We start from the raw sequence: 17,614 nt of genomic DNA, 5'->3' as shown, positions 1-17,614 counted from the left end.
ACAATGAATCTACAGCACCAATCGCTGGTGCCCATGGACAGAATTGAACTGTCGACCTCTCCCTTACCAAGGGAGTGCTCTACCGCTGAGCTACATGGGCATCGATGATCGAGGGGCCTGAAGCAATTCTGCGGCTGCAGCCTGGAGCGGGTGAAGGGAATCGAACCCTCGTCATAAGCTTGGAAGGCTTCAGCTCTACCATTGAGCTACACCCGCAAAACCATTACCCGAAGAACGATTGAACGCCATCACCAACAGCGGCGCTTGTGGTGGAGGGAGAAGGATTCGAACCTTCGAAGGCGGAGCCGTCAGATTTACAGTCTGATCCCGTTGGCCACTTGGGTATCCCTCCAGCCAAGAACCCGCGATTCTGAAGCTCGAAGGACGACTTGTCAAATGGTTTTTCGCCCCGTTTTTCGCCCCGACATCACGCCAGCACCGGCAGCCGCATGCGCAGCCCCAGCTGCTGCACGGTTGCCGGCCGGCGGCGTAGAATCGGCCGCCATCTCGTCCCAGGACCGGCCAACGATGACACACGGCAGCCCGTACGCGCAGCAACCCCTGCAACCGGCAGTCAGCAGCAGCCCGCGGCAGTCTTTCCACACGTGCCTCGCGCTGAGCGAATCGACCCTCGTGCAGCACCAGGCAGAAGAGTCGATGGGCGGCCTGCGGGAGGTCGCCGGGATTGTCTACCTGTCCGGACAGCATCGCGGTCCGACGGTCGCCTTCGGCAGCGGCGGCCGGTCGAAACACAGCTGCCGGCTGCCGTCGGCGGCACCGCCATCAGCCTGGCGCGGGCGCACCGGATTCTCGCAACGCGCGCCGCGGACCTCGCCGCCGAGGAAACGTGAAGGCGGACCGGCCGGCAACTTGGCGTGGCGCAGAAGGGCGGCGGACTCCTCTTTCCCATCTTCCCGGGCAGGCTGCCGCCTGCCGCGCGGGATGCGCAAGCTTCCGTCGGCAAGCAACCAGTGCGCCAACCGACGGTCAGATCGGGTAATGACCGGGCCAGACGCCGGGGCGACGAATTGACCCATGCCGGAACAGCAGGGAAGCGATCGCCGCAGCGGAGGCGAGCATCCAGAAGAGGAGGAGAAGCCATGCGAGACCTGTCGATCACGCTCGACAGCCGGTACACGGCGACCTCGGGCCGCGTCTTCCTGAGCGGCACGCAAGCCTTGGTGCGGCTGCCGATGCTGCAGGCACTGCGCGACCACGCGGCGGGGCTGAACACGGCGGGCTTCATCTCCGGCTACCGGGGGAGTCCGCTCGGTGGTCTCGACCAGGCCTTGTGGAAGGCGAAGCCCCATCTCGATGCCCATCGCATCGTCTTTCAGCCGGCGGTCAACGAGGACCTGGCGGCGACCGCGGTGTGGGGAACGCAGCAACTCGGCCTTTTCCCCGGCGCGCGCCACGAAGGCATCTTCGCCATGTGGTACGGCAAGGGTCCCGGTGTGGACCGCTGCGGCGATGTCTTCCGCCATGCCAACGCCGCCGGGACGGCCAGCAAGGGTGGCGTGCTGGTCATCGCCGGCGACGATCATGCGGCGAAGTCATCGACCCTGCCGCACCAGACCGAACACATCTTCAAGGCGGTGATGATGCCGGTCCTCTATCCGGCGAACGTCCAGGAATATCTCGACTACGGCCTGCATGGCTGGGCAATGAGCCGTTATTCGGGCTGCTGGGTGGTGATGAAGGCGCTTGCCGATACCGTCGAGACATCGGCATCGGTGACGATCGACCCAGCCGCCACCGTCATTCGCCTGCCCGACGACTACGAGATGCCGAGCAATGATCCGCACGGACTCAACATCCGCTGGCCGGACCCACCGCTGCAGCAGGAAGCACGCCTGCTCAACCACAAGCTGTACGCGGCGCTCGCCTATTGCCGGGCCAACCACCTCAACCGTGTGCTGATCGACAGCAACGACCCTGACAACCCCGCCCGCCTGGGGATCATCACCGCCGGAAAGGCCTACCTCGACGTCCGCCAGGCGCTCGACGAACTCGGCATCGACGACACGCTGGCAGAGCGGATCGGCATCCGCCTGTACAAGGTCGGCATGGTCTGGCCACTCGAGGCCGATGGCGTGCGTCGCTTCGCCGAGGGCCTCGAGGAGATCCTGGTGGTCGAGGAAAAGCGGCAACTGCTCGAGTACCAGTTGAAGGAGGAACTGTACAACTGGCGTGAGGACGTTCGGCCACGCGTCGTCGGCAAGTTCGATGAAAAGGGCGAGTGGTCGCTGCTGCCGACCGGCAGCGGCCACCTGCGCCACGGCGACTGGCTGCTGCCGGCCGCCGGCGAGCTGTCCGTGGCGCAGGTGGCGCGTGCGCTGGCGACGCGCATCGGCCGCTTCTTCACCTCGCCGGCCATCGAGGCCCGTCTGCAACTGCTCGAGGCCAAGCAGCTCAGTCTCGCCACAGCGACGGCGCCGACGGCGAGCGGCACCACCATGCAGCGGACGCCGTACTTCTGCTCCGGCTGCCCGCACAACACCTCGACGCGCCTGCCGGCAGGCTCGCGCGCCGTCGCCGGCATCGGTTGCCACTACATGGTGACGTGGATGGACCGCAATACCGCGACCTTCACCCATATGGGCGGCGAAGGCGTCACCTGGGTCGGCCAGGCACCGTTTTCCGGCGACCGCCACATTTTCGCCAACCTGGGCGACGGTACCTACTTCCACTCTGGCCTGCTGGCGATCCGGCAGGCGGTCGCCGCCGGCGTCTCGATCACCTACAAGATCCTCTACAACGACGCCGTTGCGATGACCGGCGGCCAGCCGGTCGACGGCCAGCTGAGCGTCGGCCAGCTGACGCGCCAGCTCGAAGCCGAAGGCATCGGCCGCATCGTCATCGTCAGCGACGAGCCGGAGAAATATCGGCAACGGCGCGACTTGGCGCCGAACACGCCCGTGCGTCACCGCGACCACCTCGACGCGGTCCAGCGCGAACTGCGAGAACACCGCGGCGTGTCGGTGCTGATCTACGAGCAGACGTGCGCCACCGAGAAGCGCCGCCGGCGCAAGCGCGGCAAGCTTGCCGACCCGGCCCGGCGCGTCTTCATCAACGAGGCCGTCTGTGAAGGATGTGGCGACTGCGGCGCGCAGTCGAACTGCCTGTCGGTGGTGCCGGTGGAAACCGAGTTCGGTCGCAAGCGGGCGATCGACCAGTCGTCCTGCAACAAGGACTATTCGTGCATCAACGGTTTCTGCCCCAGCTTCGTCACCATCGAAGGCGGCAGGCTGCGCCGCGGCAGCGCCGTCGCCACCGACGCCGGTACGCTCGCCACCCTCCCCGACCCACCGCTGGCCGACACCACACAGCCGTTCAACATCCTGATCACCGGCGTTGGCGGGACCGGTGTCGTCACCCTTGGAGCATTGCTCGGAATGGCCGCCCACCTCGATGGCAAAGGCGTTTCGGTGCTCGACATGACCGGCCTGGCGCAGAAGTTCGGCGCCGTCTTCTCACACCTGCGGATTGCCAACCACCCACAGGACATCCACGCCGCACGCATCGCCACCGGCGAGGCGGATGCGGTGATCGGCGGCGATCTGCTGGTCAGCGCCAGCAGCGAAGCGCTGTCGAAGGTTCTCGCCGGCAAGACCCGGGCGGTCATCAACGTCGCCAGCACCCCCACCGCCGAGTTCACCCGCAACCCCGACTGGCAGTTCCCACAGCAGCGGCTGCAGGAGCAGATCGACGAAGCCTGCGGTGAAGGCAACACGCTCTTCCTGAACACGGCAGAGCTGGCGCGCCGGCTACTGGGCGACGCCATCTACGGCAACCTCTTCCTGCTCGGCGTCGCCTGGCAGAGGGGGCTCATCCCGCTGTCGCTGGCGGCCATCGACCGTGCCATCGAACTCAACGGCACGGCCGTCGAGCAGAACCACCAGGCCTTCCTCTGGGGCAGGCATACGGCGCACGATCCGGCGGCGGTACAGCGGCTGGCTATTCCGGCCAGCGGGCCGGCGGCACACCGGCTCTCGGCCAGCCTCGATGAGAGGATCGCCCGCCGCATCGAAGCCCTGACCGACTACCAGGACGCGCGCTACGCCGACCGCTACCGCCGGCTGGTCGAGCGTGTTCGGGCCAGCGAACTGCCGTTGCGGTCGACGCGCCTGAGCGAGGCGGTTGCACGCAGCTACTTCAGGCTGCTGGCGGTCAAGGACGAGTACGAGGTCGCACGGCTGCATGCCGACCCCGCCTTCAGGCAGCAACTGTCGGAACAGTTCGAGGGCGACTTCAGCATCCGTTTCCACCTCGCGCCACCGCTGCTGGCAAAGCCCGATCCGCTCACCGGCAGGGTCGCGAAACGCAGTTACGGTCCGTGGATGCTGCGCGCGCTCGCCGGCCTGAGCCGGCTGAAGGGCCTGCGCGGCACGGCCTTCGATCCCTTTGCCGGCAACGAGGAAAGGAAGATGGAACGACAACTGCTCGTCGATTACGAGGCGGATATCGAACTGCTGCTCGCACGCCTCGACGCGACGACGCTCGCCACCGCCATCGAACTCGCCGCGCTGCCCGAACAGGTGCGCGGCTTCGGGCACGTCAAGGCTGCCTCGGTGCAGAAGATGCGGCCGCGGCGCGAGGCACTGCGGGCCCTGCTGCTGCCGGTGGCAGCCGCCGCGGCAATCGCAAAATGAGCGCGCAGGCAGCGGCAGACATACAATGCGCCGCTCAGCCTCGAGGAGCCCCTGCTTGTCCCTCCCGCCCGCACCATCTTTTGACTGCAGCGACACGCCGACGGCAGCGCCGGCACGGCCGCTGCGACAACTGGCGTTGCAGTTCGCTGCCGTGCTCGCAGTCCTGTCGCTCGCCTGGCCCTACTACGGCATTCGCGGCGCAGAGCTGCCGTGGCCGCAGACGGCTTTCGCCATCGGCGCGATCGCCCTGCTCCTCGCCACCCTGAGCTGCCAGCCCTGGTGGTGGCGGATCCTGCACGCGATCTTCGCGCCTCTGGCTTGGGGCGTCGCCCAGCTGCAAGTCGATCCCGGCTGGTTCCTGCTCGCGTTCATGCTGCTGCTGCTCGTCTATCGTGGCGCCCTGTCCGGTCAGATTCCGCTCTACTTCTCCAGCCGCCAGACCGTGCACGCACTCGCCGCACTGACCCGCGAGTACCGCGACCTGCGCTTCATCGACCTCGGCGCCGGCATTGGCAGCATCGTCCAGCCGCTGGCCGCAACGCGAGCGGACGCCTCCTTCGCCGCGGTCGAGAACGCACCGGCCACCTGGCTGGTCGGCCGCGTGCGCACGCTGGCCACCGCAAACTGTACGTGGCAGTGGGGCGATTTCTGGCAGACTGACCTGGCCGCCTACAATGTAGTCTACGCTTTCCTCTCGCCGACGCCGATGGCTGCATTGTGGGAGAAGGTGGGCCGCGAGATGCGCCCCGGCAGCATCTTCATAAGCAACAGTTTCGCCGTACCGGGTGTCGCCGCCGCGCACGAGATCGATGTCGACGATCATCGGCACACCCGCCTTTACTGTTACCGCGTCTGACACTGCACCATCGTGGGCCGCCAGCGGCCGGCAGATCGAACCCGGGCGGCTGCAACCGCCCGAAGCGACGCAACTTTGTTAAGATGGATCACCCCATCACACCGGAGCAAAAAATGTCGAACCTCAATTCCGTACCTGATCCCCTGAGCTTTGCCAGGAAGATGTGGGGCAGCATGGGCGTCTCCCTGCCCGGCATGGTCACCCCGACCCTCAACGTCGAAGACATCGAGAAGAAGATCCGCGACCTCAAGGCCGTCGAGAACTGGCTGAAGATGAACCTGTCGATGCTGCAGATGACGATCCAGGGTCTCGAGATGCAGTGCGTGACACTCAACGCCGTGCGCGCGATGGGGCAGATGGCGGGCAGCTACGCCCCGGCCGGCGCCACCGACGAGGCGCAGGGCGGCAGCCTGGTCGACCCGGGCAGCGGCAATGAGGCGCTGAAGCAGGCCGCACTGTGGCCGCTGACCCTGCTGCAGCAAATGCAGGAGCAGATGCAGAAGGCCGCCACGGCAGCCATGCAGGCCAGACAACCGCAGGAAGAACCGCCCAAGACCTGAGATGCGGCCGGCTACGGCCGCTGTCGGCGAGTGGTGCGCCAGGGCAGCAGTTCGTCGCGCAGCGCGCCCTGACCCCTGACCTCAGATCACCGACTCCCGCTGCAGTGCAGCCACCTCGTCGTCACTGAAACCGGCCGCGCGCAGGATTTCCCGCACGTGCTCGCCAGGCGCCGGGGCTGCCCGCTCGACGGCGAAAACCCAGCCGGAGAGCTTCAGCGGCGGTGCGTACTGGCGCACGCCGTCGGCGTCGACGACCATCTCCCGGGCGGCGAAGTGCGGATGGCGAAGGGCTTCGTCGACCCGCAGCACCGGCGTCACGCAACAGTCGATGCCGGCAAAGAAATCGCTCCAGCTGGCCTGGTCCCGGCTGGCGAAGAGCGCCGCGAGCTCGCGGCGCAGGGCGGCAGCCGCGGCGCCGCGCGCCGCGTGCCGCGCTTTCCAGTCCGGCCGCCCGACGGCATCGCAGAACAGATCCCAGAACTTCCGCTCGAGCGGCGCCACCGCCATGAAGCGACCATCGGCGGTGGCATAGACGCCGTAACCGGCATCGCCACCGCTGAGCTGGTCGGCGCCGCGCTGCGGCACGCAACCCGCGGTCTGCAGGGCGAAGAAGGGAAACAGGTTGTGCGCCAGCACCGCCTCGCTCATCGCCACATCGACCAGGCGGCCCTGGCCACTGCGCTGCGCGTCGAAGAGGGCGGCCAGGATGCCCATCACGGCCGTCAGCGCACCGCCGAGGAGATCGCCCACCTGCAGGTTGGGAATCGCCGGCTGGCCGCCGTCGACGCCGATCTGATCGAGAACGCCGGCGAGGCCGATGTAGTTGAGGTCGTGACCGGCAGCCATCGCCAGCGGACCCGTCTGGCCATAGCCGGTGATCGCGCAGTAGACGAGGCGCTGATTGACCGCACGCAGGGCCGTGTAGCCGATCCCGAGCTTGTCGCTGACGCCCGGCCGGAAGCTTTCGACGACCACGTCGGCGTCGCGCACGAGGCGCAGGAAGACCTCTTTTCCTTTCGCCTGCTTGAGATCGAGGCGCAGCCCGCGCTTGTTGCGATTGACGCAGCGGTAGAAGAGGCTGACGCCGTCCGGGCCGTCGCCGAGAATGCGCGCGTAGTCACCGGCCACATGATCCTCGATCTTGACCACGTCGGCGCCGAGGTCGGCGAGATGCAGGGTCGCCACGGGGCCGGGGAGCAGGCGCGTCAGATCGAGAACGCGCACGCCGCTGAGCGGCGCACCGTTCACGATCGCTCCTCGCAGAACTCGAGCCAGCTGGCATCCATGTCGATCACCATCCCCCTGTGCAGCGTCTGGTCGAGGAACTGCCCGCGGAACAGCCAGCCGGGAGGACTGCCCTGGTGTGACCACGGCGTCTCCCAGGCATCGACCAGCACGTGCACCCGCAGCACGTCGACCTCGCCGACATCCGCCGCGTTCGCCACGCACGGCATCGCCGCCGCCACCTGCGCGTGGTCGGCACGCGTGTAGGCCGCGCTGGGCTTGCCGAGCAGCGGGCAGATGCCGGCCATCCTGCGCTCGCGTACGAGCCGGTCGATGGTACCACGCAGCCAGTAGGTCGGCGCCTTCAGCAGCCAGCCACTGCCCCCTTCGCGCAGGATCACGCAGTCGCCAGCTTGCGGCGCCCGGCGCTCGCCGGCCGCCGCTGGCGCGGCACCGGCGAGGAATGGGCCGGCCAGCAGGAGCACGCCGAGAAACGCGCCCGTCGCCTTGCACATGCCGCTCATCGCCTCAGGACAGCCAGCGCTTGCGGCGGCGATAGTGCTTGACGTCGCGGAAGCTCTTGCGCCCACCCGACGACAGACCGAGATAGAACTCCTTGACGTCTTCGTTGGCTGCCAGATCGCCGGCCGCGCCTTCCATCACGACGCGGCCATTCTCCAAAATGTAGCCGAAATCGGCGTAGCGCAGCGCCATGTTGGTGTTCTGTTCGGCCAGCAGGAAGGTCACGCCCTCCTTCTCATTCAGATCCCTGACGATGGCGAACAGCTCGTCGACGATCTGCGGCGCCAGGCCCATCGACGGTTCGTCGAGCAGAACCATTCGCGGACTGGCCATCAGCGCCCGGCCGATGGCGCACATCTGCTGCTCACCGCCCGAGGTGTAGGCGGCCTGGCTGCCGCGCCGCGTCTTCAGCCGCGGAAAATAGCAGTAGACCTTGTCCAGCGTCTGCGCGATCGCCGCCTTGCCGTCGCGGCGCGCGTAGGCTCCGGTCAGCAGGTTCTCCTCGACCGTCAAGTGGGCAAAGCAGTGTCGCCCCTCCATCACCTGGATGACACCCCGCCGCACCAGTTCCGCCGGCGTCAACGCCTCGATCCGTTCATCACGCAGATTGATCGTGCCCTTGGTCACCGCACCGCGCTCGCCACGCAACAGGTTGCTCACGGCGCGCAGGGTGGTCGTCTTGCCGGCGCCATTGCCGCCGAGCAGGGCAACAATGCCGCCCTCCGGAACGTTGAACGAAACCCCCTTGAGGACGAGGATCACATGGTTGTAGATCACCTCGATGCTGTTGACCCGGAGAAGGATGTTGTCGGTGCTCATGACGCGCCTGCTCTCCTGTTGCCGCCCGGCCGGCCCGCGACGCGGGCGGACCGGGCATCGACCCGCGGCCGGGCGGGTCTGCGGACTACTTCTTGCATTCCTCGGGAGTACGCGGCTTGATCTTCTTCTCGTCGGCGTACTTGGCCGAAGCGAGCATCACCATCGGCCGGATCACCTTCTCGTCGGCCTGGTACCAGTCCGAAGTGAATTCCCACTTGCTGCCGTTCCAGGTATGGACCCGCACCCAGGACGATCCCATGTGGTCGAGGCAGGAGGTCTGTACCGGCCGCATGACGCCGGCAAAACCCATCGCATCGAGTGTCTTCTGGTCGAGATTGAGGTTTTCGAGGCCCCAGCGCACCTGCTCGCCGGTCATCACCTTGCCCTTGCCGTAACGCTCCTGCGCCTTGCGCACGCCTTCGACGCCGAGCATCGCCGAGATCAGGCCACGCATGTAGAGCACATTGCCCACCTCTTCCTTCGGACCGGTACCCTGTCCCTTGGCATGGACCAGGTCGAGGATCTCCTTGGCCACTTTCGAGCCGGGTTCGGCACCGTGCTGCAGGGTCATCGCGCTGTAGCCCTTGGCGCCCTCGGCGACGTCCTTGACGTCGGGCTCGGCGCCGGCCCACCAGATGCTGATCATCCGGTCGCGCGGATAGCCGGTCGACTGCGCCTCACGCAAGGCGGTCGAATTCATCACGCCCCATCCCCAAAGCAGGACATAGTCCGGCTTCTGCTGCCTGATCTGCAACCAGGTGGCCTTCTGCTCGACGCCCGGATGTGCCACCGGCAGCAGTTGCACGTCGAAACCGTGGGTCTTGCCGAGTTCCTGCAGGATCGGGATCGGCTCCTTGCCGTACGGGCTGTCGTGATACACCAGCGCGATCTTCTTGCCCTTCAGCTTGGCGATACCGCCCTCCTTCTTCGCAATGTGCTGGATGGCGACATCGGCACCGACCCAATAGGTTCCGAGGAGCGGAAAGTTCCAGCTGAAGACGGCCCCGTTCTGTGATTCGCTGCGCCCGTAACCGGCCGTGATCAGCGGGATCCTGTCGACCGGCGCCTTCTCCGTCAGGGCGAAGGTGATCCCGGTCGACAGGGGCTGAAAGACCGTCGCACCGCCACCCTTGCCCTTGAGGCGCTCGTAGCATTCGACGCCACGGTCCGTCGCGTAAGCCGTCTCGCATTCCTCGAAGCTGATCCTGACGCCGTTGATCCCGCCCTTGACATTGACCAGCTTCAGATAGTCGATGTAGCCATTGGCCCACTGCTGGCCGTTGGTCGCATAGGCACCGGTGCGGTAGACGAGCACCGGAAAGAACTGTTCCTTTGCCTGCGCCAAAGCGGGCGGCGCAGTCACCAGCGACGACAGCGCAAGCGCCGCCGAAGCCGCCAGAACGAGTTGCTGCAGTTTCATTGATGTCTCCTCGAGTTGTAATGAGCGTAGCAGGTCCAGCAATGCGCCATGGTGACGCGGCAACGGGCAGGAGCGTATCGCCCTGCCATCAATGCGGAAAAGGCCAGAGTCGCAATTTCTCCCTGGCGGTCGACCACATGCGGGCGATGCCATGCGGCTCCTTGATCAGGAAAAAGATGATCAGCGCGCCGAAGATGATCAATTCGGCGTGCGACACGCCGGCGGTCGATATGCCGATGCCGAAGACGCTGCCGATCGCCGGCAGGAACTGGTTGAGCGCGATCGGCAGGATGACGATGAAGGCGGCACCGAAGAAACTGCCCATGACCGATCCGAGGCCACCGATGATCACCATGAACAGCAACTGGAAAGAACGGTCGACGGAGAACGCTGCCGGTTCCCACGACGCCAGGTGAACGAAACCCCAGAGCGCGCCAGCCGTGCCGACGAAAAAGGAGCTGACGGCAAAGGCCGAGAGCTTGGCAGAGAGCGGCCGGATGCCGATCACCTCGGCCGCCACGTCCATGTCGCGGATCGCCATCCACTGCCGGCCGATCGCGCAACGCGTCATGTTCTTCGCCAGCAGCGCCAGGAGCACCAGGACCGTCAGGCAGAGCAGGTACTTGTCGACCGGCGTCTCGATGTGCCAGGAGAGAATCTGCAGGTTGGCGACCGAGACCGACCCCGAGGACGAGTTGTTGGTGAACCACGGAACGCGCAGGAACACCCAGTCGGTGAAGAACTGCGCGGCGAGCGTCGCCACAGCCAGATAGAGGCCGCGAACGCGCAGGCTCGGAATGCCGAAGACGATGCCGACGGCCGCCGCCGTGCAGCCGCCCAGCAGGAAGGAAACGAGCAGCGGCAGACCGTCGATGCGAATGTGGAAGTTGTACGCGGCATAGGCGCCGACGGCCATGAAGGCACCGGCACCGAGGGTGATCTGACCGCAGTAGCCAACCAGGATGTTGACGCCGATCGCCGCCAGCGACAGGATCAGGAATGGAATCAGGATGGCCCGGAAGAGATACTCGTCGACCAGCAGCGGCACGCCGACGTAGGCGAAGACGACGATGGCGAGAATCGCCCAGCGATCCTGGGCAATCGGAAAGATTTGCTGGTCGGCGGCGTAGGAAATCCTGAACTGACCGTTTTCTCTGTACAGCACGCGCTCGCTCCCCGGTTAGACGCGGTCGATGATCTTCTCGCCGAACAGCCCCTGCGGCCTGAACAGGAGAAAGACCAGCGCCAGCTGATAGGCGAACCAGATCTCGATGCCGCCGCCGATCAGCGGGCCGAGATAGACCTCCGACAGCTTCTCGCCGACACCGATGATCAGGCCGCCGATGATCGCCCCGGGAATCGACGTCAGACCGCCGAGAATGACCACCGGCAGCCCGCGCAACGCCACCGTCGCCAGCGAGAACTGGACGCCCAGCTTCGATCCCCAGATGATGCCCGCAACCAGCGCCACCAGCCCGGCGACGCACCAGACGATGACCCAGATGCGATTGAGCGCGATGCCGATCGACTGCGCCGCCTGATGGTCGTCGGCGACCGCGCGCAGGGCACGCCCGGTGGCCGTCTTCTGGAAGAAGAGCCAGAGCGTGCCGACCAGCAGCGCGGCGACCAGGGCGGCGACGAAGTCCTCCTTGTTGATCAGCAGACCGCCCTCGATGCTTGCCTCGAGGATCATCACCGGCTCCTTCGGCATACCAACGTCGATCTTGTAGATGTCGCTGCCGAAGATGCTGCTGCCGACCCCCTCGAGGACGTAGGCGATGCCGAGGGTGGCCATCAGCAGCGTCGCACCATCCTGGTTGACCAGGTGTCGCAGGACGAGGCGCTCGATCAGCCAGGCGACGACGAACATCAGTGCAGCGCTGAGGATGAACGCGATGCCATTCGCCAGCAGCCGGCTGTCGATCCCCAGCCATTCCGGAATCCAGGCCGACAGGCGCGCCATCGCCAGCGCCGCGAAGAGCACCATCGCCCCCTGCGCGAAGTTGAACACTCCCGACGCCTTGAAAATGAGCACGAAACCCAGCGCGACGAGCGAGTAGAGCATGCCGGCCATCAGGCCGCCGATCAGCGTCTCGATGAGGAAACCCATGTCCTTCGCTCCTCAGTGGCTCGCGCCCAGGTAGGCGCTGATCACTTCCCGGTTGGCGCGTACCTCGTCGGGAACGCCATCGCCGATCTTGCGCCCGTAGTCCAGCACCACGACGCGGTCGGAGATGTCCATCACGACGCCCATGTCGTGCTCGATGAGGATGATCGTCGTCCCGAACTGGTCATTGACGTCGAGGATGAAGCGACACATGTCCTGCTTCTCCTCGACGTTCATCCCGGCCATCGGCTCGTCGAGGAGCAGGATGCTCGGCTCCATCGCCAGCGCGCGGCCGAGATCGACACGCTTCTGCAGGCCGTAGGGCAGGCGGCCGACCGGCGTCTTGCGGATGTGCTGGATCTCGAGGAAATCGATCACCTCCTCTACCTTGGCACGATGCGCCAGTTCCTCGCGTTGCGCCGGACCCCACCAGAAGGCCTGCTGCAGCAGGTTGCTGCGGATTTTCAGATTGCGCCCGGTCATCAGATTGTCGATGACGCTCATCCCCTTGAACAGCGCGATGTTCTGGAAGGTGCGCGAGATGCCGGCCCGCGCCGCCTTGTACGGGTTCATGCGCGCGAAGCGCTGGCCGCGCAGGATGATCTCCCCCTGCTGCGGCCGATAGACACCGTTGATGACGTTCAGCATCGAACTCTTGCCGGCGCCGTTCGGGCCAATGATGGCGCGGATCTCGTGCTCGCGCACGTCGAAGGAGATGTCGGTCAGCGCCTTGACACCACCGAAGGCGAGCGAAACGTTGTTCAGGTCGAGGATGACCTCGCCGGATACACGGCCCATCAGGCGACCCTCCGCTCGACCGGAAAGGTCTTCGGATCACGGATCGCCAGATCGGCGGCCACCCTGCCCTGCCGGCCATCCTCGAACTTGACTGCGGTCTCGATGTACTGGCTGCTCCGGCCGCCGTAGAGCGCGTCGATCAGCGGCGCGTACTTCTCGGCGACGAAGTTGCGGCGCACCTTGCGCGTCCGCGTCAACTCGTCGTCGTCCGGGTCGAGTTCCTTGTGCAGGATGAGGAAACGGTGAATCTGCGAATCTGCGAGCGGCCCTTCGCGCAGCAGCTCGGCATTCGCCTTCTCGATGCACTCCTCGATCAGTCCGTACACCTCTGCCTTGGCGGCCAGGTCGGTGTAGCCGGCATAGGCGATGCCGCGGCGCTCGGCCCAGTTGCCGACGGCACCGACGTCGATGTTGATGAAGGCGCAGACCATCTCGCGCCGGTCACCGAAGACCACCGCTTCCTTGATGTAGGGAAAGAACTTGAGCTTGTTCTCGATGTAGTTTGGCGCGTACATCGCCCCGTTGGCCATCCTGCCGACGTCCTTGGCGCGATCGATGATCTTCAGGTGGCCATCGGCGTCGAACAGGCCGGCGTCACCGGTCATGAAATAACCTTCGGCATTGATCGCCTCGGCCGTCGCGTCGGGGCGCTTGTAGTACTCCTTGAGCAGCATCGGGCCGCGCACCAGGATCTCGCCGTTGTCGGCGATCTTCACCTCGACTCCCGGCGCCGGCTTGCCGACGCTGTCGAAACGGATCTGGCCGTCAGGCTGCAGACAGACGTAGGCGCAGGTTTCGGTCTGGCCGTAGAGCTGCTTCAGGTTGATGCCGATCGAGCGATAGAAGCGGAACAGGTCCGGTCCGATCGCCGCACCGGCGGTATACGCGACGCGGATGCGGCTCATGCCGAGCACGTTCTTCAGCGGACCATAGACGAGCACGTCGCCCAGCGCGTAGAGGATGCGGTCGAGCAGCGACACCGGCTGCCGGTCGAGAATCTCGGCGCCGCTGCGACGAGCAACCGCCATGAAGAAGTGAAACATCTTCTGTTTGATCCGGCTGGCGTCCTCCATGCGGATCATCACCTGCGTCAACAGGTTCTCGAACACCCGTGGCGGGGCAAAGTAATAGGTCGGGCCGATCTCGCGCAGATCGTTCATCACCGTCTCGGCCGACTCCGGGCAGTTGATCGTGAAACCGGTGACCATCGCCTGTGCGAAGGAAAACAGGTGGTCGCCGACCCAGGCCATCGGCAGGTACGACAGAATGTCGTCGTCGGCACGCAGATGATCGAAAGCGGCGCCGCCACGCGCGGCACTGATGAAGGCCGCATGCGTCAGACGAACCCCCTTCGGCTTGCCGGTGGTCCCCGAGGTGTACAGCATGACGCTGACGTCGTCGGCGGCACCGGCGGCGATTTCGTGCGCCAGCAGGTCCGGGTGGTTGCGGTTGTGCACGCGCCCCATCGCCACCAGCTCGCGGACGTCGTGGATGCACGGCAGCGTGTAATGGCGCATGCCGCGCGCATCGTCGTAGAAGATGTGCTCGAGCAGCGGCAGCTGGTCACGGATCTCGAGCAGCTTGTCGACCTGCTCCTGATCCTCGACGAAAACGAAGCGCACCTCGGCGTCGAGCAGCGCGAAGAGCATCTCGTTCGCCACCGCGTCCTGGTAGAGCGGTACCGGTACGCCGCCGAGACACTGCACGGCGGTCATCATCATGTACATGCGCGGCCGGTTGTCGCCGACGATCGCCAGATTGTCGCCGCGCCGCAGACCCATCTCGGCCAGACCGCTGGCGAGCGAGCGCACCTCCTCGGCGACATCGTGCCAGGTCCAGCACTGCCAGATACCCAGGTCCTTCTCGCGCATCGCCGGCTTGCCGCCGCGCACCCGCGCATGCTCGACCAGCAGACGCGGGAAGGTATCCAGCGCCTGCCCGGAAGCCATCTCCGGCATCTCGTCTCCTCCGGTGCCGCGACCGCCGCTGCTTGGCGGCGAGCCTTTGTCGTTTCTCTTTGTCGGCTGATTCTAATCCATTTCCGCCGGCGGTGATTGTGCGCCGCCGCATCGCCGCCGGCCGGTGCCATGGCGACGCTTCGCTGCCGACCCCGAACGGCAGACGGTGAATTGGCTCTCCCGGCACGCGCGGCCACGACGTGGCGCTTGCCCGAGCACGCGCGGCGACCGCGCCGGGCGACTGCAGCAGGGAAAGGAGATCAGCGGGTGGTGATCCAGCGCTGCGAACTCCAGGGTGCCGCCGTCCCATCATGGCCGGCGCGTTCGCCAATTGGCACACGCACCGGTCGATCAGCCGCATCGCGGGCGGTCCCCGAACTCGTCTGACAAGCGCCACAACCAGAAGCCAAAGCAGAGGGCAGCTTCGCCATCATGGCACGGTCACCCCGAGGGTCAACATGGCTCCCGCGGAGCCGATCAGCACAAACTCGCTGCACAGGCGCTGGTAGCAATAGCCGACCGCCGGGATGATGGCCGGGGCATAGCCGGAACCGTTGAAGGGAATCTTGTCCTGATATTCCCCCTTGTAGCCGTGGACGACACCCGCGGCAACCTTGAAATAGAGTTCCTGCCGCGATTCGACGGGTCGCCAGAGCAGACCCGCAAAGACGAACTGGGATGACTGACTGAAAGAGTTGTCGAAATATGATCCGCCGACAAACAACTGCCCCTCCAGCCACCGCTGCGCCAACCGCCATTCGGCATAGACGAGCTTCTGCGAGTTGTTGTGCTCGTCGTCGGGATGAAAATGCGCTGTGTATAGACTCGTCTGGAAATAGAAGCGATCACTCGCCCTGGATTCCGGCGCGCCCCGGCCGGCAGTGTCGGTGACGCCGGCGGCGGCAACTGGCGCATCGGCTGACTCCACCGCCAGTGCCGGCATCGCCAGCAGCAGACACGCGCCGGCGAGCAGCCCGCGAGCCACCTCCTGCCGGTGGTTTCTTTGCCAGCGGCGGCCAGCACCGCCGAACTTCTCCAGCATGCGTACAACGACTGCGGTGAGCACCATGACCCCTCCGGTTGGAACGACGAGGAGACATCTCCTCGGACGGCGCATTATAGGCCGCATGCGCATCAGGCACGATCAGGAGCCTTGCGCCTCGCGCGCCGACGGCCAAGGCGGGCGGCAGCGCGCAGGCGTTCAGGGCTGCGCGAACCCGCGCCCCCGCCAGGCAGGGACTGCGGCAGGCCCGCCGGCGGCCGGGCAAGATGCTAAGATTCGTCCCGTCAGGCAGCGCGCCAACCTTCCCGGGAGACTCCGCATGAAACTCGAAACCCTCGCCGTCCACGCCGGCTACAGCCCTGAGCCGACGACCAAGGCAGTCGCCGTCCCGATCTACCAGACGACTTCCTACTCCTTCGACAGCACCCAGCATGGCGCCGACCTCTTCGACCTCAAGGTCGCCGGCAACATCTACACCCGCATCATGAACCCGACCCAGGACGTACTCGAGAAACGGGTGGCGGCGATGGAGGGCGGCATCGGCGGACTGGCGCTGGCCTCGGGACAGGCAGCGATCACCTACGCCATCATGACCATAGCCGAATCCGGAGACAACATCGTTTCCGCGTCGACGCTCTATGGCGGCACCTACAACCTGTTCGCACATACCCTGCCGCAGTATGGCATCGACGTCCGCTTCGCCAACCACGCCGATCCTGCGAGTTTCGAAAGGCTGATCAACGGCAGGACGAAGGCGCTGTATTGCGAATCGGTCGGCAACCCGCTCGGCAACGTCACCGACTTCGAACCGCTGGCCGAGATCGCCCACCGCCATGGCGTGCCGTTGATCGTAGACAACACGGTTCCCTCGCCCTATCTGTGCCGCCCCTTCGAGCATGGGGCCGACATCGTCGTGCACTCGCTGACCAAGTACATCGGCGGGCACGGGAACTCGATCGGCGGCATGATCGTCGACAGCGGACGTTTCCCCTGGGCCGAGCACAAGCTGAAGTTCAAGCGTCTCAACGAACCCGACGTCTCCTACCACGGCGTCGTGTATACCGAGGCACTCGGACCGGCCGCCTTCATCGGCCGCGCGCGCGTCGTGCCGCTGCGCAACATGGGTGCAGCCATCTCGCCGATGAACAGCTTCCTGATCCTGCAGGGTCTCGAGACGCTGCCGCTGCGCATGGACCGCATCTGCAGCAACGCCGACAAGGTTGCCGGGTACCTGCGCGGGCACGCCAAGGTGGCGTGGGTCAACTACGCTGGACTTGCCGACCATCCCGACCACCCGCTGGTGCAGAAATACATGGCAGGCAAGGCTTCCGGGATTCTCACCTTCGGTGTCAAGGGCACGGACTGCAGTGGCTCGGAGGCCGGAGCCCGCTTCCAGGATGCGCTGCAACTGTTCACGCGGCTGGTCAACATCGGCGACGCCAAGTCGCTCGCCTGCCACCCGGCATCGACGACGCACCGCCAACTTGGCCCGACCGAACTGGCGAGAGCCGGGGTGTCCGAGGAGATGATCCGGCTGTCCATCGGTATCGAACACATCGACGACCTGATCGCCGACCTCGAACAGGCTCTGGCCGCAGTCTGAGGTCGCCGTGCAAGCGGCCCGCTGCGGCGGGCCGCATCGGGCCGCTCTCCCGGCCGGCGCCGGACGGCATTTTCGGCTAGCATAGACACGTT

At 65.8% G+C, this 17,614-nt stretch carries 13 protein-coding genes and 3 tRNA genes; 4 read left to right on the top strand and 12 right to left on the bottom strand.

The genetic code is table 11. From position 1 onward, the window contains the following. Positions 1–25: 25 nt before the first annotated feature. The 3 genes from HT579_05895 to HT579_05885 all read right to left on the bottom strand — a co-directional run bounded on the left by HT579_05895 (position 26) and on the right by HT579_05885 (position 352). Positions 26–100: transfer RNA gene (locus HT579_05895), tRNA-Thr, on the bottom strand. Between the two features lie 42 nt (positions 101–142). Next, positions 143–216 (bottom strand) — tRNA-Gly (locus HT579_05890). Between the two features lie 51 nt (positions 217–267). Then, positions 268–352 (bottom strand) — tRNA-Tyr (locus tag HT579_05885). A 748-nt stretch (positions 353–1,100) separates the two neighbouring features. Between HT579_05885 and HT579_05880 the strand changes: the two genes are divergently transcribed. The 3 genes from HT579_05880 to HT579_05870 all read left to right on the top strand — a co-directional run bounded on the left by HT579_05880 (position 1,101) and on the right by HT579_05870 (position 6,068). Next, complete coding sequence (locus tag HT579_05880) at positions 1,101–4,652, top strand: indolepyruvate ferredoxin oxidoreductase family protein (GenBank protein QKS28498.1); 3,552 nt, start codon at positions 1,101–1,103, stop codon at positions 4,650–4,652. A 121-nt stretch (positions 4,653–4,773) separates the two neighbouring features. Next, positions 4,774–5,508: a class I SAM-dependent methyltransferase gene (locus tag HT579_05875; GenBank protein QKS31525.1), complete on the top strand. Its 735-nt coding sequence runs from the start codon at positions 4,774–4,776 to the stop codon at positions 5,506–5,508. A gap of 113 nt (positions 5,509–5,621) precedes the next feature. After that, on the top strand, positions 5,622–6,068 hold the full coding sequence (locus tag HT579_05870; protein ID QKS28497.1) for a hypothetical protein: 447 nt from the start codon (positions 5,622–5,624) through the stop codon (positions 6,066–6,068). An 81-nt stretch (positions 6,069–6,149) separates the two neighbouring features. Here the strand turns inward: HT579_05870 and HT579_05865 are convergent, their stop codons facing one another. From HT579_05865 to HT579_05825, 9 genes are all read right to left on the bottom strand, one after another. Further along, on the bottom strand, positions 6,150–7,316 hold the full coding sequence (locus HT579_05865; protein ID QKS28496.1) for a CoA transferase: 1,167 nt from the start codon (positions 7,314–7,316) through the stop codon (positions 6,150–6,152). Then, positions 7,313–7,816, bottom strand: a complete 504-nt coding sequence (locus tag HT579_05860; protein ID QKS28495.1) for a hypothetical protein — start codon at positions 7,814–7,816, stop codon at positions 7,313–7,315. The genes HT579_05865 and HT579_05860 overlap by 4 nt, the downstream gene beginning before the upstream one ends. A gap of 4 nt (positions 7,817–7,820) precedes the next feature. Then, complete coding sequence (locus HT579_05855; GenBank protein ID QKS28494.1) at positions 7,821–8,633, bottom strand: ABC transporter ATP-binding protein; 813 nt, start codon at positions 8,631–8,633, stop codon at positions 7,821–7,823. An 85-nt stretch (positions 8,634–8,718) separates the two neighbouring features. After that, entirely contained in the window at positions 8,719–10,053 is a 1,335-nt protein-coding gene (locus HT579_05850; protein QKS28493.1) for an ABC transporter substrate-binding protein, read from the bottom strand. Between the two features lie 88 nt (positions 10,054–10,141). Beyond that, positions 10,142–11,218: a branched-chain amino acid ABC transporter permease gene (locus HT579_05845; GenBank protein QKS28492.1), complete on the bottom strand. Its 1,077-nt coding sequence runs from the start codon at positions 11,216–11,218 to the stop codon at positions 10,142–10,144. Between the two features lie 15 nt (positions 11,219–11,233). Further along, on the bottom strand, positions 11,234–12,163 hold the full coding sequence (locus HT579_05840; GenBank protein QKS28491.1) for a branched-chain amino acid ABC transporter permease: 930 nt from the start codon (positions 12,161–12,163) through the stop codon (positions 11,234–11,236). Positions 12,164–12,175: 12 nt separating this feature from the next. Further along, on the bottom strand, positions 12,176–12,958 hold the full coding sequence (locus tag HT579_05835) for an ABC transporter ATP-binding protein (protein QKS28490.1): 783 nt from the start codon (positions 12,956–12,958) through the stop codon (positions 12,176–12,178). Beyond that, positions 12,958–14,916: an AMP-binding protein gene (locus HT579_05830; protein QKS28489.1), complete on the bottom strand. Its 1,959-nt coding sequence runs from the start codon at positions 14,914–14,916 to the stop codon at positions 12,958–12,960. Before HT579_05830 ends, HT579_05835 begins: the two co-directional genes overlap by 1 nt. A 430-nt stretch (positions 14,917–15,346) precedes the next feature. After that, positions 15,347–15,985, bottom strand: a complete 639-nt coding sequence (locus tag HT579_05825) for a hypothetical protein (GenBank protein ID QKS28488.1) — start codon at positions 15,983–15,985, stop codon at positions 15,347–15,349. Between the two features lie 253 nt (positions 15,986–16,238). On the opposite strand from HT579_05825, the gene HT579_05820 reads away from it, so the two are divergent. Beyond that, entirely contained in the window at positions 16,239–17,522 is a 1,284-nt protein-coding gene (locus tag HT579_05820) for an aminotransferase class I/II-fold pyridoxal phosphate-dependent enzyme (protein ID QKS28487.1), read from the top strand. Positions 17,523–17,614 lie beyond the last annotated feature (92 nt).

The sequence above is a fragment of the Candidatus Accumulibacter similis genome, assembly GCA_013347225.1.
In the GTDB taxonomy this organism is placed as follows: Bacteria; Pseudomonadota; Gammaproteobacteria; order Burkholderiales; family Rhodocyclaceae; genus Accumulibacter; species Accumulibacter similis.
Note: the sequence above shows the minus strand (reverse complement) of the source record. Positions and strands in the feature narration are given on the sequence as shown.

Excerpts from the sequence above, each read along its gene's own strand:
- HT579_05820 (QKS28487.1), top strand. The coding sequence starts at position 16,239 with ATGAAACTCGAAACCCTCGCCGTCCACGCCGGCTACAGCCCTGAGCCG.
- HT579_05880 (QKS28498.1), top strand. The coding sequence starts at position 1,101 with ATGCGAGACCTGTCGATCACGCTCGACAGCCGGTACACGGCGACCTCG.
- HT579_05835 (QKS28490.1), bottom strand. The coding sequence starts at position 12,958 with ATGGGCCGTGTATCCGGCGAGGTCATCCTCGACCTGAACAACGTTTCG.
- HT579_05870 (QKS28497.1), top strand. The coding sequence starts at position 5,622 with ATGTCGAACCTCAATTCCGTACCTGATCCCCTGAGCTTTGCCAGGAAG.
- HT579_05850 (QKS28493.1), bottom strand. The coding sequence starts at position 10,053 with ATGAAACTGCAGCAACTCGTTCTGGCGGCTTCGGCGGCGCTTGCGCTG.
- HT579_05860 (QKS28495.1), bottom strand. The coding sequence starts at position 7,816 with ATGAGCGGCATGTGCAAGGCGACGGGCGCGTTTCTCGGCGTGCTCCTG.
- HT579_05855 (QKS28494.1), bottom strand. The coding sequence starts at position 8,633 with ATGAGCACCGACAACATCCTTCTCCGGGTCAACAGCATCGAGGTGATC.
- HT579_05840 (QKS28491.1), bottom strand. The coding sequence starts at position 12,163 with ATGGGTTTCCTCATCGAGACGCTGATCGGCGGCCTGATGGCCGGCATG.
- HT579_05830 (QKS28489.1), bottom strand. The coding sequence starts at position 14,916 with ATGCCGGAGATGGCTTCCGGGCAGGCGCTGGATACCTTCCCGCGTCTG.
- HT579_05825 (QKS28488.1), bottom strand. The coding sequence starts at position 15,985 with ATGGTGCTCACCGCAGTCGTTGTACGCATGCTGGAGAAGTTCGGCGGT.